Annotated in this window: 18 protein-coding genes; 6 read left to right on the forward strand and 12 right to left on the reverse strand. The window is 69.7% G+C overall.

Annotated features, from left to right (window positions below):
* Window positions 1-163 precede the first annotated feature (163 nt).
* The 5 genes from AB0J04_RS39510 to AB0J04_RS39530 form a co-directional block, all read right to left on the reverse strand.
* A complete protein-coding gene (locus AB0J04_RS39510) occupies window positions 164-1558 on the reverse strand; it encodes a glycoside hydrolase family 16 protein (protein WP_363173495.1) in 1395 nt (464 codons plus the stop codon).
* A gap of 170 nt (window positions 1559-1728) precedes the next feature.
* A complete protein-coding gene (locus AB0J04_RS39515; RefSeq protein ID WP_363173496.1) occupies window positions 1729-2976 on the reverse strand; it encodes an Ig-like domain-containing protein in 1248 nt (415 codons plus the stop codon).
* A gap of 246 nt (window positions 2977-3222) precedes the next feature.
* A complete protein-coding gene (locus AB0J04_RS39520; protein ID WP_363173497.1) occupies window positions 3223-3660 on the reverse strand; it encodes a GNAT family N-acetyltransferase in 438 nt (145 codons plus the stop codon).
* Between the two features lie 102 nt (window positions 3661-3762).
* A complete protein-coding gene (locus tag AB0J04_RS39525) occupies window positions 3763-4542 on the reverse strand; it encodes an IclR family transcriptional regulator (RefSeq protein ID WP_363173498.1) in 780 nt (259 codons plus the stop codon).
* A gap of 117 nt (window positions 4543-4659) precedes the next feature.
* Window positions 4660-5085: a MarR family transcriptional regulator gene (locus AB0J04_RS39530; protein WP_363173509.1), complete on the reverse strand. Its 426-nt coding sequence runs from the start codon at window positions 5083-5085 to the stop codon at window positions 4660-4662.
* Window positions 5086-5368: 283 nt separating this feature from the next.
* On the opposite strand from AB0J04_RS39530, the gene AB0J04_RS39535 reads away from it, so the two are divergent.
* From AB0J04_RS39535 to AB0J04_RS39550, 4 genes are all read left to right on the forward strand, one after another.
* Window positions 5369-6286 (forward strand): SDR family oxidoreductase, encoded by a 918-nt coding sequence (locus AB0J04_RS39535; RefSeq protein ID WP_363173499.1) that lies wholly within the window; start codon window positions 5369-5371, stop codon window positions 6284-6286.
* A 47-nt stretch (window positions 6287-6333) separates the two neighbouring features.
* Window positions 6334-7209: an amidohydrolase family protein gene (locus AB0J04_RS39540; RefSeq protein WP_363173510.1), complete on the forward strand. Its 876-nt coding sequence runs from the start codon at window positions 6334-6336 to the stop codon at window positions 7207-7209.
* Window positions 7210-7221: 12 nt separating this feature from the next.
* A complete protein-coding gene (gene menE, locus AB0J04_RS39545) occupies window positions 7222-8727 on the forward strand; it encodes an o-succinylbenzoate--CoA ligase (protein ID WP_363173500.1) in 1506 nt (501 codons plus the stop codon).
* A gap of 74 nt (window positions 8728-8801) precedes the next feature.
* Window positions 8802-9257, forward strand: a complete 456-nt coding sequence (locus tag AB0J04_RS39550) for a MaoC family dehydratase (protein ID WP_363173501.1) — start codon at window positions 8802-8804, stop codon at window positions 9255-9257.
* Between the two features lie 100 nt (window positions 9258-9357).
* On the opposite strand, the gene AB0J04_RS39555 is transcribed toward AB0J04_RS39550, so the two are convergent.
* From AB0J04_RS39555 to AB0J04_RS39585, 7 genes are all read right to left on the reverse strand, one after another.
* A complete protein-coding gene (locus tag AB0J04_RS39555) occupies window positions 9358-11028 on the reverse strand; it encodes a PHP domain-containing protein (protein WP_363173502.1) in 1671 nt (556 codons plus the stop codon).
* A 19-nt stretch (window positions 11029-11047) separates the two neighbouring features.
* Window positions 11048-12901 (reverse strand): LamG-like jellyroll fold domain-containing protein, encoded by a 1854-nt coding sequence (locus AB0J04_RS39560; RefSeq protein ID WP_363173503.1) that lies wholly within the window; start codon window positions 12899-12901, stop codon window positions 11048-11050.
* Between the two features lie 37 nt (window positions 12902-12938).
* Entirely contained in the window at window positions 12939-15914 is a 2976-nt protein-coding gene (locus AB0J04_RS39565) for a glycoside hydrolase family 2 TIM barrel-domain containing protein (RefSeq protein WP_363173504.1), read from the reverse strand.
* Window positions 15911-16747: a carbohydrate ABC transporter permease gene (locus tag AB0J04_RS39570; RefSeq protein WP_358804013.1), complete on the reverse strand. Its 837-nt coding sequence runs from the start codon at window positions 16745-16747 to the stop codon at window positions 15911-15913. The genes AB0J04_RS39565 and AB0J04_RS39570 overlap by 4 nt, the downstream gene beginning before the upstream one ends.
* 12 nt (window positions 16748-16759) lie before the next feature.
* Window positions 16760-17722: a sugar ABC transporter permease gene (locus tag AB0J04_RS39575; RefSeq protein ID WP_351912725.1), complete on the reverse strand. Its 963-nt coding sequence runs from the start codon at window positions 17720-17722 to the stop codon at window positions 16760-16762.
* 1 nt (window position 17723) lies between these two features.
* Window positions 17724-19010 (reverse strand): extracellular solute-binding protein, encoded by a 1287-nt coding sequence (locus AB0J04_RS39580; RefSeq protein WP_363173505.1) that lies wholly within the window; start codon window positions 19008-19010, stop codon window positions 17724-17726.
* 91 nt (window positions 19011-19101) lie between these two features.
* Window positions 19102-20121, reverse strand: a complete 1020-nt coding sequence (locus AB0J04_RS39585) for a carbohydrate kinase family protein (protein WP_363173506.1) — start codon at window positions 20119-20121, stop codon at window positions 19102-19104.
* Window positions 20122-20304: 183 nt separating this feature from the next.
* Between AB0J04_RS39585 and AB0J04_RS39590 the strand changes: the two genes are divergently transcribed.
* Both AB0J04_RS39590 and AB0J04_RS39595 read left to right on the forward strand, forming a co-directional pair.
* Complete coding sequence (locus tag AB0J04_RS39590; RefSeq protein WP_363173507.1) at window positions 20305-21069, forward strand: DeoR/GlpR family DNA-binding transcription regulator; 765 nt, start codon at window positions 20305-20307, stop codon at window positions 21067-21069.
* The gene (locus tag AB0J04_RS39595) at window positions 21066-22403 is read left to right on the forward strand and encodes a 6-phospho-beta-glucosidase (protein ID WP_363173508.1); all 1338 of its coding nucleotides are present in this window, start codon (window positions 21066-21068) and stop codon (window positions 22401-22403) included. The genes AB0J04_RS39590 and AB0J04_RS39595 overlap by 4 nt, the downstream gene beginning before the upstream one ends.
* Window positions 22404-22548: the final 145 nt, after the last annotated feature.

The following is a 22548-nucleotide window of genomic DNA, read 5'->3' on the forward strand; positions in this document are numbered from 1 at the left end:
CCCCCCAGGTCATCCGTACGACAGGGGGCACACAGCCATACCGGACCCGGGGGCCAGGCGCCCCATTGCGGGGCCACGGAAAAGGTAACGGGGCAACCGCCCGGCGCCGCCAGGGGTGTTGCCAGGTGCTCAGCAGCTCTCGGTAACTCAGTGGCTCAGTGGCTCAGTGACCGAAGGTGAACCAGTTGACGTTCACGAAGTCGGCCGGCTGGCCGCTGGTGAAGGTCAGATAGACGTCGTGGGTGCCGGTGACGGAGCTGATGTTCGCCGGGATCGTCCGCCAGGACTGCCAGCCACCGGTGTTGGCCACCGAGAAGCTGCCGATGGGCGTGCTGGTACGGCTGTCGAGGCGTACCTCGACCAGTCCGCTGACCCCGCCGGCCGCACCGCTGGCGACCCGCGCGCTGAACTGGGTCGCCGCCGTGGAGCCGAAGTCGACGCCCTGGTACAGCGCCCAGTCGCCGTTGGCGAGGGAGCCGATGTCCTGGCCGCCGCCGGTGTCCGTGGTGGTCTCGGTGGCCGTGCCCGACTGGCTGTTGCACGACTCGGCCTGGATCGTGCCGTAGGCGTCACGGCTGCCGGTCGGCGGAGGTGTTGTGGTACCGGTTCCACTGCCCGCGGCCTGGAGTACCTGCACGTAGTCCACCACCATCGGGTGCCCCGGCTCGGTGGCGCTGTCCAGGCCGCCCCCGAAGGCGTCCGGGAAGGCGCCGCCCATCGCCACGTTCAGGATGATGAAGTAGCCGTGGTTCGTCGCGTTGGTCCAGGTGGTCGCGTCGACCTGGTTGGCTGTGACCGTGTGGAAGTTGACGCCGTCCACGTACCAGCGGATCGTCTCGGGGGTCACCGAGCGGTCCCACTCCATCGTGTAGGTGTGGAAGCCGGACTGGCAGGTGGTGTTGGGACACGCGAGGGAGTTGCCGATGCCGGTGGTCTCGTTGCACGGGCCGCCTGGGTTGGTGCCGCAGTGCATCGTCGCCCACACCTTGTTCAGGCCCTGGACGTTCTCCATGATGTCCAACTCGCCGACGCCCGGCCAGTTCTGGTAGTTGCCCCGGTACGGTGCGCCGAGCGCCCAGAACGCCGGCCAGTAGCCCTCGGCGGCGGTTCCGGTCACGTTCGGCATCTGCAGCCGGGACTCGATGCGCAGCTTGCCGCCGGACGGGGGCTGGAAGTCGGTGCGCGTGGTCTCGATGCGGCCCGAGGTCCAGTTGCCGGCGGAGTCGCGCAACGGCGTGATGCGCAGGTTGCCGTTGCCGTCGAGCGAGACGTTCCTGGTGCTGTTGGTCATCGTCTCGACCTCGCCGGTGCCCCAGTTGGCAGGCCCGCCCGGGTATGAAGTCCCGGTACTGTACTGCCAGTTGGAGGTGCTGACGCCGGTGCCGGCGGCGCCGGTGAAGTCGTCGAGGAAGACCTGTGTCCAGCCGGTCGGGGGCGTGGGCGCGGAGGCGTTCGCAGGCAGGGTGACGACCGCCGCGGCGGCGGCCGCCAGACCTAGCGTGCTGAGTACGGCGATGAGCGCGCGTCGCCTTCTGGGTATGCCGGAGGTTGCACTCATGGGGGGGTGCCTCTCGGGTACGGAGTGATGGGCGCGGGTGCCTTCGACAGCGTTTGAGAGCGCTCTCAAAGTGGGCCCAATGTGCTCTCCGTCCCGAGGACCGTCAAGAGTTAAAGCGAAGAAAGTCCTTTCAGGGCATGGAAGTTCACGGCGTGAACCGGGCAAACGAACTAAAGCGCGCTGCCGGCCTTCCAGTCCGCCCAGGACAGGTTCCAGCCGTTGAGGCCGTTGGCCGGGTCGACGGTCTTCTCGCCCGAGTTCTTCACGATCACCACGTCGCCGAGCATCGAGCTCTCGTAGAACTCGTAGCCCGCCACGGAGCTGTCGTTCGCGCCCTTGGCGTCGTGCAGGCCGATGCAGCCATGACTGGTGTTCTGGCTGCCGAACACCGAGGTCGAGGCCCAGTAGTTGCCGTGCACGAAAGTGCCGGAGGTGGTCAGCCGCTGGGCGTGCGGGACGTCGGAGATGTCGTACTCGTCGCCGAGGCCGACCGTGGAGGACTCCATCCGGGTCTGCTTGAACCGCTCGCTGATCACCATGATCCCGGACCAGGTGGTGTGCTCGGAGTCGCCGCCGGAGACCGGATAGGTGGCCGACGTCGCGCCGTCCCGCTCGACCACCATCTCCTTGCTCGACAGGTCCACCGTGCTGATCTGCGCGCGCCCGATGTGGAAGGTGACGTCCTTCGACTGCATACCGTAGACGCCATCCGATCCCTCGATGTCCTTCAACCGCAGACCGAGGGTGATCGTCGTGCCGGCCGCCCAGTACGTCTGCGGCCGGAAGTCGAGCCGGGTGTCGCTGAACCAGTGCCCGACGACGTCCACGGCGGGCTCGGCGGTCACCGTGATCGCCTTCTGCACGGCTGCCTTGTCCGACACGGCGTGCGAGAAGTTGATCGAGACCGGCATGCCGACGCCGGAGGTGGAGTTCGCCTCGGGGGTGAAGTAGCCGACGAAGGTCTCACCGGGGGACTTCGTGGTGAAGGTGGCCGTCTGCGCGGCGGCGCCCTCCGGCTGCGCGGTGACCGTGTACTTGGTGCCGGAGTACGGGTTGGCGGTCGACGCCCACTTGGTCCCGGCCGCGTCCAGGGAGCCGGCCAGCGTCGAGCCGTCGTTGCCCGTCACCTTCACGGAGGCGAGCGTGCCGCCGGTCACGGTGACCTCGACGGGGCTGGTGAAGGCGGCCTTCGTGGCGCCGTCGGCGGGGGTGACCGAGATCACCGGCTGCGGGGCGGCCGCCGAGGCCTTCGTGGACGCCGAGGCGGACGTCCCGGCCGTGTTCTCCGAGGCGTCCGCCGACCCGGAACACCCGGTCAGCGCGACGGCCGGCACCGCGCCGAGCACGGCCAGGATTCCGCGCCGGGACCACCCCTGCGACTGCTGCTCGGACCGGTTCGATATGTGCGAGACGCCCACGGCACGCCTTCCTGAGTTGTTCGCCTTTGCGCGTGCATCCTGCGCCTCCCAGATGGGGCGATCCTTTGAATCCGACAGTCGCCGTCTGAGATTCCTGTGAGGACGGCCTGAGAGACACCGTCCGCTGCCCGCGCCCGTCCGCTGCCCGCTCCTGCCTGAGCCCGCTCCTGCCCGAGCCCGGCCGTGCCCGAGCAGCGGCGCGTTGTCGCGGGAAGCGGTCGTGCCTGTGTGAGTCCCGCGCGAGTCCTACGTGAGCGGGTAGTCGTAGCGGATGAAGCCGTTGAAGTTCGCGACCTTGTCGTACAGGGCGCGGGCGGTGGCGTTGCCCTCCTGGGTGCTCCAGTACAGGCGGGCGGCACCCCGCTCGCGCGCCGCGTCGGCCACCCGCTCGATCAGCGCCCGTGCCACCCCCCGGCCGCGCACGGCCTCGTCGACGTAGAGGTCCTGGAGGTAGCAGCTGTCCGCCATCCAGCCCGAGGCGTGGAACAGATAGTGCGCCATGCCCACCAGCCTGCCGTCCGCCCGCGCGCCGACGGCGTGCACCTCGTCGTCGCGCAGCAGGCGCTGCCACATCTCCTCGTAGCCCTCGTCGGGCACTTCTGTGCGGTAGAACGTCTTGTAGCCGCGCGCCAGCACTTCCCATGCGGCGCGGTCCTCCGGGCCCAGCGAACCGATCTCGATCATGGTTGCGCATTCTCGCCGGGCGATCCCGAGATCACCGACCCCCGTCTCGTCCCCGCAGTTCACCGCAGTTCGCCGCCGGGACCCGGCTCGTGGCCCCGGGACTCACTCCCGTCGGCCCTCCGGCTGCCAGCCCAGGGCCCGCGAGATCCCGCGGGCCGCGAGGCGCACGGCGGGCGCCAGCACCGGGACCTGCGCGTCGGCGTGCGGGACGACGACCGACACGGCGGCGACCACCGCACCGCCCGGACCGCGCACCGGAGCGGCCACCGACAGGGCGTCCTCGGTGACCTGACGACTGCTCACCGCTACGCCTGTGCGCCGCACTTCGGCCAGCACCCGGCGCAACCGCACCGGATCGGTGATGGTGTGCGCGGTGTAGGAGGCCAACGTCCCTGCGCAGTAAGTCTCTTGGGACTCGGAGCTGCTGTGCGCCAGCAGCGCGAGCCCCACGCCGGTGACGTGCAGAGGCCAGCGGGCGCCCACCCGGATGTGCACGCCGACCGCCGAACGCCCGGACAGCCACTCGGTATAGACGACCTCGGATCCGTCCCGCACCGCCAACTGCACGTTCTCGTGCGTGGCTTCGTACAGGTCCTCCAGGAACGGCAACGCGACCTGTCGCAGCGCCAGGCCGCGCGGCGCCAGTGCGGCGACCTCCCACAGCCGCAAGCCCACGTGGTAGGTCCCGGACGGGTCCCGCTCCAGAGCGCCCCACTCGGTCAGCGCTGCCACCAGTCGGTGCGCGGTGGAGAGCGTCAGCCCGGCGCGGCGGCTGATGTCGGTAAGGCAGAGCGCGGGGTGCGTGTGGTCGAACGCGCCGAGCACGGCGAGCAGCCGGTCCGGCGCGGAGCGGGAGTGCGCGGCGAGCACGCCGTGATCCATCCCGCCGGTCCGATCCATCCCGCCCGTCCGACCCGTCTCGCCCGACTGACCCGTCTCGCCGGACTGACTCATCCTGCCTGACTGACCCGTCTGACCCATCAGGTTCTCCCCACGGCATCAGGCCAGTCCGTCCTCGGCGATCCGCAGCAGCAGCCCGTGCAGCGTCTCGCGTTCGGCCGGGTCCAGGGGGTCCAGCAGTTCGTTCGTCACGCGCAGACTGGCCTCGTCGGTGCCGCGCAGGAACGCGCGGCCGTCCTCGGTGAGGACGACGATGCGGCTGCGGCGGTCGTCCGGGGCCGGGCGGCGCTCGGCGAAGCCCAGCTTCTCCAGGTCGTCCACCAGGCCGACGATCGCGCTGGGGTCGTAGCCGAGCCGCGCGCTCAGCTCGCGCTGGAGGGTGCGTTCGGAGGTGGCGAGGAAGCGCAGCACCGCGTAGTGGCGCAGCCGCAGCCCCGACTCCTGGAGGAACGTGTTGAAGACCTGACCCGAGCGCAGCCCCAGGCGATACAGCAGGTAACCGGTGTCCGCGTGCAACGCGCGCATCCACGGCTCGTCCGCGTCGATCGGGGCGGCGTTCACTGCGTTGTCCTGGCGGGCGATGGCGGGCTCCCTGGGCTCGGTCCCCTTCTGGGGGTGGATCTCGTGACGGGTCTCGGAGTGGATCTCGGGGTGGTTCTCGACGTCATTGTCGACGTCATTCTCGGCGGTCGTCCGTCGTACGGATTCCAGCATGGCGCACCCGTAGGTGGACAACAACTATTGACGACAACAATTATTGCTCTTAGCTTCGATCTCGAAGCCGCACCCCATGTGAAGGGACACCGTCGTGCCCAGCATCGATCTCTCCGGCAAGGTCGCCGTCGTCACCGGCAGTGGCCGGGGCCTCGGCCTCGCCTATGCTCACGCCCTGGCCGCCCGCGGCGCCTCCGTGGTCGTCAACGACGTCGACGAGGCGGTCGCCGAGCAGGCCGTGAAGTCCATCGTCGAGGCCGGCGGCAAAGCGGTCGCCGAGGTGGTCCCGGTCGGCACCGCCGAGGCCGCGGACCGGCTGGTGAGCCGCGCGGTGGAGGAGTTCGGCCGGCTCGACGTCCTCGTCACCAACGCGGGCATCCTGCGGGACAAGGTGCTGTGGAAGATGACCGACGACGACTTCGACGCGGTGATCACCACCCACCTCAAGGGCACCTTCACCTGTGCCCGCGCCGCCGCCGTACGGATGCGCGAGCAGGGCGAGGGCGGCACGCTGATCCTCGTCGGCTCCCCGGCCGGTCAGCGCGGCAACTTCGGGCAGACGAACTACGCCGCCGCCAAGGCCGGCATCGCCGCGTTCGCCCGCACCTGGTCCATGGAACTGGGCCGCGCCGGCATCACCGTGAACGCGATCGTCCCGGTCGCCGCGACCGCGATGACCGAGACGATCCCCGCGTTCGCCCCGTACGTCGAGGCGCTGAAGAACGGCGAGCCGTTCCCGGACTTCCTGCGCAAGGGCGAGGGCTTCGGCACCCCTGAGGACTGCGCCGCGCTCGTCCCCTTCCTGGCCTCCGAGGCGGCCCGGGGCATCACCGGCCAGGCCATCGGCATCGGCGGCGACAAGGTGGCACTCTGGTCGCATCCGCAGGAGATCCGCGCGGCCTACGCCGACGGCGGCTGGACCCCGGAGAGCCTGGCCGACGTCTTCCCCACCTCGGTCGGCGCCGAGCTCCAGACGGTCGGCATCCCGGCCCCCAAGTTCCCGGAGGCGTGATGAGCCCCACCGCGAACCCCACGGCGAACCCCTCTCCGAGCCCCGCCATGAACGTCGACGAACTCGTCGCGATCGACGTCCACACTCACGCGGAGGTGTCCTCCAAGGGGCACTCCTCGCTGGACGACGATCTGCACGACGCGTCCTCCGCCTACTTCAAGGTCGAGGGCAAGCGGAAGCCGACCCTGGAGGAGACGGCCGCCTACTACCGGGAGCGGAAGATGGCCGCCGTGATCTTCACGGTGGACGCCGAGTCCGCGACCGGCACGGCCCCGGTTCCGAACGAGGAGGTCGCGGAGGCGGCGGCCGCCAACGCGGACGTCCTCATCCCCTTCGCCTCCATCGACCCCTTCCGAGGGAAGGCGGGCGTGCGGCAGGCGCGGCGCCTGGTCGAGGAGTACGGGGTGAAGGGCTTCAAGTTCCACCCCAGCATCCAGGGCTTCTTCCCCAACGACCGCTCGGTGGCGTACGACCTGTACGAGGTGATTGAGGAAACCGGTTCCATCGCCCTTTTCCACACCGGTCAGACGGGCATCGGCGCCGGCGTCCCGGGCGGCGGCGGGATCCGGCTCAAGTACTCCAACCCGCTGCATGTGGACGACGTGGCGGCCGACTTCCCGCACCTCAAGATCATCCTGGCGCACCCGTCCTTCCCCTGGCAGGACGAGGCCCTCGCCGTCGCCACGCACAAGCCGGGCGTGCACATCGATCTGTCCGGCTGGTCGCCGAAGTACTTCCCGCCGCAGCTCGTGCAGTACGCCAACACGCTGCTCAAGGACAAGGTCCTCTTCGGCTCCGACTTCCCCGTCCTCACCCCCGACCGCTGGCTCGCCGACTTCGACAAGCTGACGATCAAGGACGAGGTGAAGCCGAAGATCCTCAAGGAGAACGCCGCCCGGCTGCTCGGGCTGATCACACCGTAAGGGGCGTGGAAGATGCGCAACGAGGGACTGGGGTCGTGGCCCGCACGCCGGGCCCGCAAGACCCCGCACCGCACCGCCCTGGTAAACGGTGAACAGTCGACGGACTATCGCACACTGTATGCACGCACCACGCGCCTGGCCCACGCCCTGCGGGCCCGCGGAGTGCGGCGCGGCGACCGTATCGCCTACCTCGGCCCCAACCACCCTTCCTACCTGGAGACCCTGTTCGCCGCCGGCACGCTCGGCGCGGTGTTCGTCCCCCTGAACACCCGACTGGCCGGACCCGAGATCGCCTACCAGCTCGCCGACTCCGGCGCCAAGGCGCTCGTCTACGGCCCCGCGCAGGCGGGCCTGGTCGCCGGACTGCCCGGGAACACGGACGTCCGGACGTACGTCGAGGTCGGCGCCGAATACGAGCAGGCGCTCGCCGAGGCCTCCGACGAGGCGATCGACACGCCGGTCACCCCCGACGACACCTGCATCATCATGTACACCTCGGGCACGACCGGCCGTCCCAAGGGCGCCATGCTCACGCACGGCAACCTCACCTGGAACGCGATCAACGTCCTCATCGACACCGACCTGATCGCCGACGAACGCGCCCTGGTCTCCGCGCCGTTGTTCCACACGGCCGGGCTGAACATGCTGACGCTCCCGGTGCTCCTCAAGGGCGGCACTTGCGTCCTGGTCGAGGCCTTCGACCCGGAGGCCACCTTCGACCTGATCGCACGGCACCGGATCACCTTCATGTTCGGGGTGCCGACGATGTTCGAGCAGGTGGCCCGGCACCCGCGCTGGCCGGACGCCGATCTGTCCTCGCTACGCATCCTGACCTGCGGCGGCTCCCCGGTGTCCACGCCGCTGATCGCCGCCTACCAGGAGCGCGGGCTCACTTTCCTCCAGGGCTACGGCATGACCGAGGCCGCCCCCGGCACGCTGTTCCTGGACGCCGAGCACTCGATCAGCAAGGCGGGCTCGGCCGGTGTCCCGCACTTCTTCAGCGACGTTCGCGTCCTGCGGCCCGACCTCAGCCCGGTCGACGTCGGCGAGACCGGCGAGGTCGTCGTGCGCGGGCCGCATGTCATGCCCGGCTACTGGGGGCTGCCCGAGGAGACGGCCGCCTCCTTCGCCGACGGCTGGTTCCGCAGCGGGGACGCGGCCCGGATCGACGAAGACGGTTACGTGCATATCGTCGACCGCATAAAGGACATGATCATCTCGGGTGGGGAGAACATCTACCCCGCCGAGATCGAGGATCTGCTCCTCGCCCACCCCGACATCGTCGAGTGCGCGGTCATCGGCGTGTCCGACGACAAGTGGGGCGAGGTCCCGCGCGCGGTCGTCGTGCCCCGCGAGGGAGCTTCGCTCGATCCCGACGAGGTGCTGGCCTCGCTGTCCGGTCGGCTCGCCAAGTACAAGATCCCCAAGTCCGTGGTGGTGGCGGACGAACTTCCGCGCACCGCCTCCGGAAAGCTCCTCAAGGCCCGGGTGCGCTCCCGGTACGGCACCAACTCCTGAAACGGCTTCCGAAACACCTCCCGAAAGCGCCTCCCGAAACAACTCCTGCGCAACTCCTGAGTGAGGAACGGCATATGAGCATCACCGTCAACGGCGTCGACGAGCTGAAGAAGCTGGCCGGCAGCGACCTGGGCACCAGCGAGTGGATCGAGGTCACCCAGGAGCGCATCGACACGTTCGCCGACGCGACCGGGGACCACCAGTGGATCCACGTCGACCCCGAGCGGGCGAAGGAAGGGCCCTTCGGCGCTCCCATCGCCCACGGTTACCTGACCCTCTCCCTCTTCATCCCGCTGTTCACCGAGCTGCTGGACGTCCAGGGCGTCACGACGAAGGTCAACTACGGGCTGAACAAGGTGCGGTTCCCCTCGCCGGTGAAGGTCGGCTCGCGCATCCGTCTGGTCGGGAAGCTGACCGAGGTCGAGGACGTGCCGGGCGGCGTGCAGATCACCGTCGACGGCGCGATCGAGATCGAGGGGGGTGCGAAGCCGGCGGCTGTGCTGCAGAGTCTTTCGCGGTTCTATGTGTGAGAGCGGTCTCTGCGACGGGCCGTAGGGGTTGACGCTGTGGGGAACCGCGCGGCCGTCGTGGCTGGTCGCGTGGTTCCCCACGCCCCCGTTCGGGGGCGTCTCAGCGCACGACGTCCACGAAGATCGGGTTGGAGTAGAACCAGGTGTCGGCCCACGGGTCGCCGTTGCCCGGGTCGTGGGGGATCGGGCCGTGGGGGTCCACAAAAGCACCCAGGTAACCGGTTCCGTGCCGGTTGCCGTCGCTGCCGCGCAGCCGGACGTAGAAGGACTCGTCGCCCACCGGCACCGTGACGCGCAGGGTGTACGTCCCCTTGCGGCCGCTCACGTCGGTCGTGTGGACGACCTTCGTGTCGGGCGCCTGCCATGTGTCGCGGTCGGACACCGCGCCGCGCACCGCGCCCCGGATCACGTCCACGTGCGCCAACTCAGGCAGGATTCCCTGGGGGTTGGGGCGGGAGGTGCTCGTGACGGTGATGTTCAACGTGAGCTTCTCGCCCTTGCGGACCCGCAGTCGGCCGCCGAGGGTGACGCCCCGGCCGTTGCTGTGCTCCCGCCGCAGCCGGACCTCCAGGCCGTCGAGCAGATGCCCGTGGTCCAGCCAGACCCGGCCCTCGCGCAGACCCGTCATCACAGCGCGGTAGCCGTAGCGGGTCACGCCCACGTGGGTGCGGCTGAACTGGCCCGGCCAGAAGTCGCTGCCGGCCTGCGGAGTGTCGGTGTTCACCGGGTCGGGCAGCTTGCCGGTGTCGTCGAAGTTCTGCCCGGCCGGCCAGTCGCCGTTCTTCCAGGTGTCGAAGACGGTCCGGTGGTTGTCGGAGTTGGTGGTGATCGAGAACAGCCGGCCCTCGGCCAGCATCGAGTCCCACAGCCCGCCGACGGTCGCCGTGGCCCAGTCGAAGCCGCCGTAGGTGAGGTAGGCGTTCGCCGGGTAGCCCGCCCAGGACTGCGCCGACGGCTTGTTCTCGTACTCGCCGCGGACGGAGGTGTTCCCGCGCCAGCCCGGGATCGCCGCGCCCTGGGCGCCGGGCGCGCCCTCCATGCCGATCATGATCTCGGGGGCCGCGTCGCGCCAGGCCCGCATCTCGTGCGGGGAGTCGATGCCGAGTCGCAGCGGGTGGTTGGCGAGGACGAGGACGTCGTCCACGTAACCCTTGCGGCGCTGCTCGGCCAGCCACTTGACGGCCTTGACGGCGTGCGCCTCGTTGCGGGCGGTGTCGGTCGCGCCGGCCGCGCCCTCGGTGTAGCCCAGGAGCTTGCCGTCGTAGGCGAGTTCGAACTGCGTGAGCAGGTCGACCTCGTGCGGGCCGGGCGCGGCGAACACCGTGCAGTGCTCGGCGGCCGGGATGTACCACTCCAGCCCCTGGAAGATCAGCTGGCGCGGGTTCGCGGCGCGGGCCTCGAGGATCTCCTTGTGCTCCATCGCGGCGCCGTAGTGGGCGTGCCCGAAGTTGGAGTGCTCGTTGAACACCATCCAGTCGAGGCCGTACTCGGCGGCGGCCTCGGCCAGCTGGGAGAAGGTGTACTTGGCGTCGTGGCTGTAGACGGAGTGCACGTGGTGGTCGCCCACCAGATAAGCGAGACGCGGGTCCTCCCCGCCGTAGCCCTGGCCGGCGGCGGCGACGGCGGGGGTGGTGGCCGCCCCGCCCAGGGCGAACGCGGCGCCGAACAGACCGGCGCTGCGCAGGAGTCCGCGCCTCGACACGCCCTGGGCGTCGAGAGCGGCGGGGGAGACGGACGGATCGGCCCAGGCGGGCAGTTGCTGCTCGGTCACGGTGATCCTCGTGAAGGGGTCAGTGATTCATGAAGGAGGTGACGGGGAGCGCCCGTTCGACGATGCGCACGTCACCGAGGCGGCCGTGCAGGATCTGGTCGATCTTGCCCGCGTACTCGTAACCGCCGAGCAGCCAGGGCAGCCCCACCGAGGTGAGTCCGACGGCGGAGGCGTGCGGATTGCGGGCCACCGGGCAGCCCTGGACGTACATCGTGGTGTGCCTGCCGTCGTTGACGACGGCGACGTGCCACCACTTCTCCCGGGCGGTCTCGTCCCCCCAGTTGGTGGCGATCCCCTCCTGGTCGAGCGGACGGACCGCCCACTGCGGGCCGGGTCCGTCGGAGAGGGACAGCGTGGCGATCGGCTCGTCCGGATCGTCGGCGGTCTTGCCGGCCGCGCCGCCCGTTCCGGTGCGGCTGACCAGACCGGACCAGGCGTTGTGCGAGGGGTCCCAGTCGGCGGGCAGCCGGTAGAAGGCCTCGATAGTGTAACCGGCCTTGAAAGTGGCCGAGTTGAGCGGGGCACCGTCGACCGTCTTCAGGTACGCGCCCTTCAGCGGCGACTTGTAGCCCTGGAACTCCAGGCTGCCGTGGCCGGGTTGGTCGGGGTGGTGGTCGGACGACCAGGTGAGCGCGCCGCCGCCGACGCTGACCAGGCTGAGGTCGTTGCCGCGCCCGGACAGGTCGCGGACCGTGCCGGCGACCGCCGTGCCGTCGTCGTGGCCGTCGAAGCGCCAGTACGCGACCGTGCCGCGCACCAGCGTCGACGACACCGGACGCGCCGCCCGGACCGGCGCCGGGTCGAAGCCGGAGAAGCGGTCGGCGAAGTCGATGTCGACCGAGAACCGGTCGGTGTCGCCGCTGAGTTCGATCTCCTGCCGCTCCAGCTCGTTGAGCCCCTTCGCGGCCCGGCCCAGGATCCACGGGGAGACCGTCTCCACGTCGATGACGTTCCGGTCGAGGTCGAAGCGGTAGAGGCGGATCATCGCCGCACCGCCGAAGTACCGGTTCTGATAGTTCGTCAGATGCAGATGGACGTCATGTCCCGCCGCGTTCTTGCGCGTTGCCCGACCGGCGGGCCAGTAGTGCCCGTTGAGCGTCAGGAAGATCTGGTCGTGGTTCGCGATCAGCCGGTCCCACAGCTGCTGGCCGTACGCGGAGAGGGAGTCGTCCTCGACGACCAGCTCGTGCGTGGTCAGCACGACGGGCGTCTTCGGGTGCCGGGCCAGGACGTCGGCGGCCCAGGCGTAGCCCTGGTCCGACAGCCGCCAGTCCAGCGCCAGCACCATCCACTCCCGGCCGGCCGCCCGGAACAGGTGGAAGGTGTTGTAGCCGTCCAGGGAGGCCCCGCCGAAGGTGGACTTCCCCTCGAAGCGCTGCGGGCCGAAGGCGTCCAGGTACGGGGTCGCGCCGCGCTGGTCGGTCGTCGACGACTTCACGTCGTGGTTGCCGGCCAGGACGCTGTAGCCGACCCCACGCCGGTCCAGCAGCCCGAACGCCTCGCTGATCGCGGTGACTTCGCTCTTCGCGCCGTTCTCCGTCAGGTCGCCGAGGTGGGACAGGAACACGATGTTCTCGTCCCGGCCGTGCTCCAGCAGATAGCGCAGGGACGCCTCGATCGGCTCCTTGTCGATACTCGGACCGTCGAAGAGGTACTGCGTGTCGGGCATGACCGCGAGCGTGAAGCGGCGACTGTCGGCGTCGGGCCGCCACTTGGCGGAGGCCGCCTCGGGGGAGGCGGCCTCCGCGGTGGCCGGCAGTGCGACGCCGGCTGTGGCGGCGGCGCCGAGCAGGGCGGTGGCCCGCAGGAATCCGCGTCTTCCGGCACCGGCCTGCGCGGCCTCGCCCGGGTTCTGGGCATGCGAAGTACACACATGTGCTCCGTAGGAAAGTCCGTGTAGAGAACGGGTGTTACAGGACGCGCAGGGTCCAGCTCCAGCGGTGGACGCCCGGTGCGACGAGGTAGGAGGGGAAGGTGTCGGGACCGCACGAGGCCGTGCCGAGGCCGCGGTGCGCCGCGTCGAGGTGCACCACGCAGCCGGCGCGTGGCACGAGCTCGTCATGGTGGGCGACGGCGGTCAGGTCCTCGGCGCGGTAGCGCGTGACGGAGACCTGGCGCGGCTCGTCCAGCGTGACCGCGAGGCCGGTGGCGTCCGGCGCCGAGAGCGTGAAGCGCCGCACCCCGTGCCTGCCGCCGCTCTCCTGCGGACGCAGGTACGGAGTGAACAACTCGTCGACGGGGAGGCGGTGATGGCCCACCGGCGCACCGCCGCTGCGGTCGGGGTAGGACTCCCAGGGGCCCTGTCCGAACCACTCCAGCAGGTCGGGCCCCGGAACCGTCTCGAAGACCGTGCCGACCCGTGCCACGTCGTCGAACTCCTCGGGCAGCTCGGCCTGTTCGTCGATCCGCAGGCCGCCCTCGACCGGCGTGAACACCTGCCGGTGCCGCACGACGCCGGTGGTGCCGGCGTACTCGGAGAACACGGTCACCCCGTCGCCGTCGCGGCGGACGGACAGCGGCTTGCGCACGAGGGAGTCCAGACCCCAGGTCCGCCAGCGCAGCGCCATCCCGCCCAACTCGTCGTTGTCGGTGGGCGCCCGCCACAGCGACAGCGCCGGCGCGACGGCCAGCAGGGGGTGGACGAGAAGCCCGTCGTCGTCGAGCTCGACGTCCCCCGCAGTCCGGACGTTCCCCGGAGTTCCGACGTGCCCGAGAGCTTCTGCGTCCTGGGTCGGCACAGCCGCCCGCAACCGCACCTGCGGCGCGCACACCTCCGTGCCGCGCGGCGCCCACGGCAGGTCCTCCGCCGTCGTCACCCGCAGGGTCAGCCATGCCTCGCCGCCGTCCTCGGGCAGCGCGAACGGCACCGGCACCACGGCCGTCTCGCCCGGCCGCAGGTCGGGCAGTTCGGCGGTCGCGGTGAGCGTCGGGCCGTCCGCGAGGGACAGCTCCCACTCGCCCGCGAGCCACTCGAGACCGCGGAAGTGCTGGTGGTTGGAGAGGACCAGCCCCTCGTGCCGGAACCCTTGCAGCCGCAGCGGCGCGGCGAGCTCACGGTGCTCGTACATCACCGGCTTCGGGGTGCGGTCGGGGAAGACGACGCCGTCCGCGATGAACGCGCCGTCGTGGTCCTTCTCGCCGAAGTCACCGCCGTACGCCCAGCGGTAGCCGGGTGCGGTGACACCGTTGTCATAGAGTCCGGCGCCCCCACGCCCGACCGGTCTTCCGTCGTTCACACCCTGGAGAATGCCGTGGTCCCAGAACTCCCAGATGAACCCGCCCTGAAGACCCGGGGTGGTCTCGATGGCGGCCCAGTGGTCGGCCAGCGTGCCGTTGCTGTTGCCCATCGCGTGGGAGTACTCGCACTGGATGAGCGGCTTGGTCTGCTCCCCGGACAGCGCGTGCGCCACGCAGTCCTCCAGGGGCGCGTACATCGGGCAGGCGATGTCGGAGGCGACCTTCGGATCCGCCCAGCCGCGCTTGGCGGCGCCCTCGTACTGCAGCGGCCGGGTCGTGTCGTGCCGGCGCACCCAGCCCGCGGCCGCGTCGTGGTTCGCGCCGTAGTCGGACTCGTTGCCGAGCGACCAGATGATGATCGACGGGTGGTTCTTGTCGCGCAGCACCATGCGTGAGACGCGGTCGACGAAGGCGTTCAGATAGCGCGGGTCGTCGGCGATCTCATGGGCGTGGTCATGGGACTCGATGTCCGCCTCGTCGACCACGTAGAAACCGATTTCGTCGGCGAGGTCGTACAGCCCGGGGTCGTTCGGATAGTGCGCGGTGCGGATGGCGTTGAAGCCGAAACGCTTGAGCAGCACCAGGTCGGCCCGCATGTCGTCGGCCGAGACGGTCCGCCCGGTCAGCGGGTGGAAGTCGTGCCGGTTGACCCCCCGGATGAAGACCCGCTCCCCGTTGACCAGCAGATCCCGGCCGACGATCTCGACGTCCCGGAAACCGATCCGGTGCGAGGAGGCGTCCGCGACGGAGCCGTCGGCGCGGTGCAGCCGCACCGTCAGCCCGTACAGCTCGGGCGTCTCGGCCGTCCAGGTGCGCACCTCGGGCACGCGCGCGAGCAGACGTGCCTCGCCGAGGAAGTCGGAGACGCGCTCCTCCTCGGCGTTGGCCAGGTCGAACTCCGCGTCCTGCGTCAGCGGCAGTCCGTCCAGCTCCCCGCTGACGTACCACCCCTCGGGCAGCGCCCCGCCCGCGTCGCGCACCTGGCAGTCGACCCGCAGCTCCCCGTCCGCCGACGCCCGCACGCCGACGTCGGCCAGATGCAGTGGGTCGGTGGCGTACAGCAGCACCGAGCGGGTGATCCCGCCGTGCCACCAGTGGTCCTGGTCCTCGATGTGCGAGGCGTCCGACCACTTGACGACCGTCAGCCGTACGACGGACCGCCCGCCGGGGCGTACGACGCCCGACAGGTCGAACTCTGCGGCCAGATGGGAGTCCTTGGAGATGCCGACGGGCCGCCCGTCCACATGCACGAGGAGCACGCTCTCGGCAGCCCCGACCTGGAGCACGATCCGGCGGCCGGCCCACTCGGCGGGGACGTCGATCTCACGCTCGTAGACGCCCGTCGGATTGTCCGCGGGCGACCGTGGAGGGAATTCTGTATACGGCATACGGATGTTCAGATACTGCGGAAGGTCGACCGTCGACCGCAGCGGGTCGTCCGTATCCTGCATGGTCCATACACCGGGCACGAACGTCGACGACCACGCACCGCCGACCGGCGCGTCCGGAGCGGACAGCAGCTGGAAGCGCCAGTCGCCGTCCAGGGAGTGTGCTCCGGAGCGCCGGTCGACGGCGTTCATGGGCAGCCGCCCCCAGGAGGTCACCTCGGGTGACTCCCAGGGGCGGAGCGTCAGAAGCGGGTCAGTCACTTGATGGCTCCCTTGCCGAGGTCGGCGATGATCTGTTTGGCGCCGATCGCGAAGACGATCAGCAGGGGGATGAGCGCCAGCAGCGCGCCCGTCATGACCATTCCGTAGTCCGTCGTGCCATGGACGCCGTTCAGCTGCGAGAGGGCGACCTGGAGGGTGACGTTGTCCGGGTTGGTGAGGGCGATCAGCGGCCAGGCGTAGTCGTTCCACTGGCCCATGAACGTGAAGATGCCCAGGAAGGCCAGACCGGGTCGGACGACCGGCAGGGCCACGTGCCAGTACTGGCGCATGAAGCCCGCCCCGTCGATCTTCGAGGCGTCGAGCAGCTCGTCGTGGATCGCGCTCTTCATGTACTGCCGCATCCAGAAGATGCCGAACGCGTTGGCCGCCGCCGGCACGATCAGCGCCGTCATCGAGCCGATCCAGCCGATCTTCGCCATGATCACGAACTGCGGGATGGCCGAGAGCTGGGCCGGCACCATGAAGATCGCCATCATCAACGCGAACAGCACACGTCGGCCCGGGAACTGGAACTTTGCGAAGACGAACGCGGCCAGCGAGTCGAAGAACAGGACCAGGAAGGTCACCGAGCAGGCCACGAGCAGCGAGTTGAACATCGACCCGAAGAAGTCGACGTTGTCGAAGAGATGGCGGACGTTCTCCAGGAAGTGCGAGCCCGGCAGCAGCTTCGGCGGATAGGAGAAGATCTCGGTCGACGAGTGCGTCGACATGATCACGGCCCAGTAGAACGGGAAGACCGAGAGCAGCAGACCGATGATCAGTGAGATGTGCAGGGCGATGCCCCGGCGGTTCGAACCCTTGATGGACGACATGGTCGGAGCCTCCTAGTCTTCGCCCCGGCGCTGCACCAGGCGCCAGTTGATGATCGAGAAGATGATGACGACGAGGAAGACGCCCCAGGCCACGGCGGCGCCGTAACCGAAGTCGTTGTTGTCGAAGGTCTGCTGGAAGAAGTAGAGGACCATGGTCTGGCCCGAGTGACCGGGGCCGCCCGCGAACGACGAGTTGTTGTCCGTGGTCTGCAGCAGCACCTGGGGCTCGGAGAAGGTCTGCAGCCCGGTGACCGTCGAGATGACGAGCACGAAGAGCAGCGTCGGCCGCAGCAGCGGCAGCGTGACCTTGAAGAAGGTCTGCACGGGACCGGCGCCGTCCATCCGCGCCGCCTCGTACAGCTCGCCGGGAATCGTCTGCAGGCCGGCCAGGAAGATGATCGCGTTGTAACCGGTCCACTGCCAGGTCATCAGCGTGGCGATGGCGACCTTGATGCCCCAGGGCGTGTTCAGCCACGCCACCTGATCCAGGCCGACCGCCTGCAGGACGGCGTTCATCAGGCCGAAGTTGGTGGAGAAGACCGAGCCGAAGATGATCGCGACCGCCACGATCGAGGTGACGTTCGGCAGGAAGAAAGCGAAGCGGTAGACGTTCTTGAAGCGGACCGCGGAGTTGAGCATCACGGCCGTGACCATGGACAGGAAGATCATCGGGATGGTGGCCAGCGCCCAGATGACGAGCGTGTTGCCGACCGAGCCCCAGAACTGGCTGTCCGACACCAGATAGCGGTACTGCGAGAGTCCCGCGTACTCCATCGAGCCGAGTCCGTCCCAGCGGTGGAAGGACAGATACAGCGAGAAGCCGACCGGGATCAGCCCGAAGGCCAGGAACAGCAGATAGAAGGGCGAGATCGCGGCGTAGAGCCGCCAGTGGCTCAGGATGCCCTTCGACGGGCGGACGGCGGGGGGCTCCGCGACGGGCGGCGGGGGCGTGTCCAGCACAGGTGCGGTAGCCATGTCAGTAGCTCACCCCCAGGTGGTCGGCGATCCGCCGGCACTTGCTCATGGCGTCCTTCCAGGCCTGCTTCTCGTCCTTGCCGAGGACGGAGAAGTTCCGCAGCTCGTCGTCGATCGGGGTCTTCAGCGCCACGTCGAACGGGCTGTTGAAGGCGACGGGGATCTTCTCCGCCGCCGGTCCGAAGACGTCCATGGTGATCTGGTTCCCGAAGAACGGATCGGGTTCGCGCAGCTGCTTCAACGCGTACGAGGCCGGCGTCGACGGGAACAGGACCGAGTCGACGAAGCCCTGGGCCTGGTTGTCCGCGTCGAGCATCCACGTGATCATCTCGAAGGCCTGCTCCGGTTCGCGGCACGCCTTGGTGATCGCCAGGAACGAGCCGCCGATGTTCGACGGTCCGCCCGGACAGCTCGCCACCCGCCACTTGCCCTTGGTCTTCGGCGTGTTGAGCTTGATGTCGCCGGCCGCCCAGGAGGCGTTCAGCTGGCTGGGCAGCAGGCCGCGCTCGGTGGCCGAGATGTTGTCCGGCGTGCCGTTGACGATCTTCGATACCAGTCCGCGCCGGGTGGCTTCGACGGCACGGGCCCAGGCGGTGCGCACATGCTCCTGGTCGCCGATGAAGTGCCGGTCCTTGTCGACGAACCGCTTGGTCGTCTGGTTGATGGAGATGCCGTAGATGCTCAGGGCGTCGGTCAGGATGAAAGCGCCGGGAACGCGCTTCTTGAGCTGCTCGCCGGCCGCCATGAACTGGTCCCAGGTGGCCAGCTCCCGGGAGACGTCCGCGGGCTCGGACGGCAGCCCGGCCTTCTCGAAGGCAGCCGGCTGGTAGTAGTGCGCGACCGGACCGCAGTCGATGGGGAAGCCCACCATCGAGCCGTCCTCGGCGATGCCCTCGTTCCACTTCCAGGGCAGGTACCGGTCCTTGAGCTTGTCCGCCCCGAGCGTGCGCAGGTCGACGAACTGGTCGGCGTTGGGCAGGTACGAGGCCATGTCCTCGCCCTTGAGCCCGGCGATGTCCGGGATGTGCGCGCGCCCGGTCATCGTCGTCATCAGCTTGGAACGGTAGTAACCGCCGATCTGGATCGCCTGCAGCTTCACCTGGCTGTCGTAGCGCGCCTTGGCCTGATCGACGACCTTCGGACTCAGTCCGCCGCTCCAGTACCACATGACCATGTTCCTGCCGGTGGAGCCGGTCGGAACGGCACAGCCGGTCGCCAGGCCGCCGAGCGCCGTGGCCGCCGTGCCGGCGAGGCCGGCGCGCAGCAGGCCTCTTCGTGAGAGCTGCACAGCTCCCACCGCCTTTCGGATCTGTTCGCGTCTTTGCAGACGGGGTGCAATTCGAGGGGCATACGTGGAGGTCGTCCTCGCCGGTTCGCGGTCAGGGCCGCAGGACCGGCGGGGTGACCGGGGCGTACCGCACGGGCGGCCCCACGTCCGCCGGGATGCGGTCGGCGAGGAAGCCGTACGCCCGCTTCAGTTCGGGGTCGGTCACCGAGCGCCACCAGCGGTCGACGCCGTACCAGCCGGGGGCCGCCAGCGCGCCGCCGTGGTGCTGGACGGAGAGCCCGGCGGCGAGCACCGCGAACCGCAGCCGCTCCACCAGCGGCCAGCCGCGCAGCGAGGCCGCGACGAAGCTCGCGCCGAACACGTCGCCGGCGCCCGTCGCGTCCAGGACATCGATGTCAAGTGCGGGGACCTCCGCGTACTCCCCGCTCGCCTGATCGACCGCGACCGCGCCGTCCGCGCCCCGGGTGACCACGGCCACCGGCACCAGCTCCGCGAGCGTGCCGAGCGCGGCGACCGCGCTGTCGGTGCGGGTGTACGCCATCGCCTCGGTCTCGTTGGGCAGGAAGGCGTGGCACAGGGCGAGCTGGGCGAGCAGGTCGGGCGACCACTGCTGGGTGGGGTCCCAGCCGACGTCGGCGTAGATCTGCGTGCCGTTCGCGGCCGCCTTGGCGAGCCAGGCGCGCGGTTCGGCCTCCAGGTGCACGAGGGCCGTGCGGGCCTCGGGCGGGTCGCCCATCAGCGTGTCCTGCGAGTACGGCGGTTCCTGGCCGTGGGTGACGAGGGCCCGGTCGTGGCCGTGCGCCAGGGCGACGGTGACCGGCGTGTGCCAGCCCCGCGCCACCCGGGAGAGCGACAGGTCGACGCCCTCCTGGCCGGCCAGCACCTCGTGGCAGTGGGCGCCGTAGAAGTCGTCGCCGAAGACCGTGGCCAGCGAGGTGCGCAGCCCGAAGCGGGACGCGGCCACCGCGAGGTTGGCGATGCCGCCGGGGCCGCAGCCCATGCCCGCCGTCCAGATCTCCTCGCCCGGCTTCGGCGGCCCGCCGAGCCCGGTGAGGACGAGGTCGTAGAAGAGCAGCCCGGTGAGCAGCACCTCGGGCCGGTCGTCGTCCACCACAGATCCTCTCGTCGGAAGAGCCGGGCGAGTCCGTCCGTCGACCGGGGGCCGGCCGTCAGGGCGTCTCGTCAAAACTCTTCATTTCGGTGACCGGAATCGTGCGCCCCTCGGCGACATTGGTCAATACCTCAGCAGAAGTGAGCATAGATTTGATTGAAGATGACGAGTAGTGTTCACGTCGTGCTGGCAGAACGACGACATCAACTCATCCTGCGGGCCCTGCGCTCCGGTGGTCCCGCGGCCGTGACGGATCTCTCCGAGCAGCTGGGTGTGAGCCCGGCCACGATCAGGCGTGACCTGGTCAAACTGGAGGAGGACGGCCTGCTCACCCGGGTGCACGGCGGCGCCGTCGCGGAGGAGGGCGACCAGCCCTTCGCCGAGGTCGCCGAAGTGCGCGTGGCCCAGAAGGACGCGATAGCGGCCCGGGCCGCGGCCATGGTCGCGGACGGCCAGTCGGTGCTCCTCGACATCGGCACCACCGCCTACCGGCTGGCCCGGCAGCTGCACGGCCGCCGGCTAACCGTGATCACCAGCAACCTGGTGGTCTACGAGGAACTCGCCGACGACGAGGGCATCGAACTGGTGCTGCTCGGCGGCATGGTCCGCCGCGAGTACCGCTCCCTGGTCGGCTTCCTCACCGAGGACAATCTGCGCCAGCTGCACGCCGACTGGCTCTTCCTCGGCACCAGTGGAGTGCGCCCGGGCGGGCACGTGATGGACACGACGGTCGTCGAGGTGCCGGTGAAACGGGCCATGATCAAGGCCGGTGACAAGGTCGTCCTGCTCGCCGACTCGGCGAAGTTCCCGGGTACGGGCATGGCGAAGGTCTGCGGTCCCGAGGACCTGGACGTGGTGGTGACCAACACGCCGGTCGATCCGGTGACGCGGTCCTCCTTCGAGGAGGCGGGCGTCGAGGTGGTCGTGGCAGGAAAGGTGCAAGCGTGAAACTGACGATTCTGGGCGGTGGCGGGTTCCGGGTGCCGCTCGTGTACGGAGCGCTGCTGAAGGACCGCGGCGAGGGCCGGGTCACGGAAGTCGTTCTGCATGATCTTGACGACAGTCGACTGTATGCAGTCGCCCGTGTACTGGATGAACAGGCCGCCGCCGTCCCCGACGCCCCCCGGGTGACCGCCACCACCGACCTGGACGAGGCCCTGCGCGGCGCCGACTTCATCTTCTCCGCGATCCGGGTCGGCGGCCTGGAGGGCCGGGCGAACGACGAGCGGGTGGCCCTCGCGCAGGGCGTCCTCGGCCAGGAGACGGTCGGCGCCGGAGGCATCGCCTACGGTCTGCGGACGGTGCCCGTCGCCGTCGACATCGCCCGCCGGGTGGCCCGCCTCGCCCCGGACGCCTGGGTCATCAACTTCACCAACCCGGCGGGACTCGTCACCGAGGCCATGTCCCGCCACCTCGGCGACCGCGTCATCGGCATCTGCGACTCGCCGGTCGGCCTCGGCCGCCGTATCGCCCGCGTCCTCGGCGCCAACCCGAAGGAGGCCTGGATCGACTACGTCGGTCTCAACCACCTCGGCTGGGTGCGCGGCCTGCGGGTCGCCGGACGCGACGAACTGCCCCGACTGCTGGCCGACCCCGACCTGCTCGGCTCCTTCGAGGAGGGCAAGCTCTTCGGCGTCGACTGGCTGCAGTCGCTCGGCGCGATCCCCAACGAGTACCTGCACTACTACTACTTCAACCGGGAAGCCGTACGGGCCTACCAGCAGGCCGAGAAGACCCGCGGCGCCTTCCTGGCCGACCAGCAGGCCCGTTTCTACGAGGAGATGAAGCGCCCGGACGCGGCGGCCCTGACCGCCTGGGACCGCACCCGCGCCGAACGCGAGGCCACCTACATGGCAGAGAACCGGGAGACGGCCGGCGCCGGCGAACGCGACGCCGACGACCTCTCCGGCGGCTACGAGAAGGTCGCCCTCGCCCTGATGCGGGCCATCGCCCGGGACGAGCGCACGACCCTGATCCTCAACGTCCGCAACCAGGGCGTCCTCTCGGCACTCGACACGGACGCCGTCATCGAGGTCCCCTGCCTGGTCGACGCGGGCGGCGCGCACCCGGTGGCCGTGGCCCCGTTGCCCGAGCACGCCACCGGACTGGTCTGTGCGGTGAAGGGCGTCGAGCGAGAGGTGCTGGCCGCCGCCGAGTCCGGCTCCCGTACGACGGCCGTGAAGGCGTTCGCCCTGCACCCGCTCGTCGACTCGGTGAACGTGGCCCGCAGGCTGGTCGAGGGGTACAAAGACGTCCACCCCGGGCTGGCGTACCTTAAGTAGCCGTCGGGAGGGAAAGCGCTTTCCCTCCCGCCCTCCCTCTCTAGTGCCGCGGCAGGCAACGTTCGCCCCGTCGCGACGCCCGGCACGCACTCTCGCCGCACCGGCCGGAAGTCCTCGTACTGGACGTACTTGGGCTTTCGGCCGG

Origin of the sequence: Streptomyces sp. NPDC050263, assembly GCF_040655955.1 — a bacterium.
Taxonomy (GTDB): Bacteria; Actinomycetota; Actinomycetes; order Streptomycetales; family Streptomycetaceae; genus Streptomyces.

Bases quoted from the DNA above. Each gene is read 5' to 3' on its own strand.
- AB0J04_RS39510 (WP_363173495.1), bottom strand. From the start codon at position 1,558: ATGAGTGCAACCTCCGGCATACCCAGAAGGCGACGCGCGCTCATCGCC.
- AB0J04_RS39520 (WP_363173497.1), bottom strand. From the start codon at position 3,660: ATGATCGAGATCGGTTCGCTGGGCCCGGAGGACCGCGCCGCATGGGAA.
- AB0J04_RS39525 (WP_363173498.1), bottom strand. From the start codon at position 4,542: ATGGATCACGGCGTGCTCGCCGCGCACTCCCGCTCCGCGCCGGACCGG.
- AB0J04_RS39530 (WP_363173509.1), bottom strand. From the start codon at position 5,085: ATGCGCGCGTTGCACGCGGACACCGGTTACCTGCTGTATCGCCTGGGG.
- AB0J04_RS39540 (WP_363173510.1), top strand. From the start codon at position 6,334: ATGAACGTCGACGAACTCGTCGCGATCGACGTCCACACTCACGCGGAG.
- menE (WP_363173500.1), top strand. From the start codon at position 7,222: ATGCGCAACGAGGGACTGGGGTCGTGGCCCGCACGCCGGGCCCGCAAG.
- AB0J04_RS39550 (WP_363173501.1), top strand. From the start codon at position 8,802: ATGAGCATCACCGTCAACGGCGTCGACGAGCTGAAGAAGCTGGCCGGC.
- AB0J04_RS39570 (WP_358804013.1), bottom strand. From the start codon at position 16,747: ATGTCGTCCATCAAGGGTTCGAACCGCCGGGGCATCGCCCTGCACATC.
- AB0J04_RS39575 (WP_351912725.1), bottom strand. From the start codon at position 17,722: ATGGCTACCGCACCTGTGCTGGACACGCCCCCGCCGCCCGTCGCGGAG.